The 388-nt window shown below is 78.9% G+C and carries 1 pseudogene; it reads right to left on the bottom strand.

The annotated features are described in order from the left end of the window. Positions 1–388 (bottom strand): annotated as a pseudogene (locus FAF44_RS53835) (hypothetical protein); the annotation flags it as partial.

The following is a 388-nucleotide window of genomic DNA, read 5'->3' as shown; positions in this document are numbered from 1 at the left end:
GCCCGATCTGAGCGGGCTGGACGGGTGGTTCGGGTCGCTGCTGCGGGAGTGCCTGGACAAGGAGCCGGCGCGGCGGCCCACGGCCGCCCAGGTGGTCGACCGCCTCAGCGTGCTGCCCGCGCCCCTCCGGCAGGGCACCGCCCTCGCGAACACCGCCCCCGGCGCCGCCGTCACGGGCGCCGAGACCGTGGCGGGCCCGGTGTCCGTCTGCCCGTCGACGGCGGCGCCGGGGGCGGTGTTCGCGAGGGCGGTGCCCTGCCGGAGGGGCGCGGGCAGCACGCTGAGGCGTTCGACCACCTGGGCGGCCGTGGGCCGCCGCGCCGGCTCCTTGTCCAGGCACTCCCGCAGCAGCGACCCGAACCACCCGTCCAGCCCGCTCAGATCGGGC

Origin of the sequence: Nonomuraea sp. MG754425 (assembly GCF_021699195.1) — a bacterium.
Lineage (GTDB): Bacteria > Actinomycetota > Actinomycetes > Streptosporangiales > Streptosporangiaceae > Nonomuraea.
The sequence above is the reverse complement of the archived record's forward strand: the minus strand, read 5'-3'. Positions and strand labels throughout refer to the sequence as shown.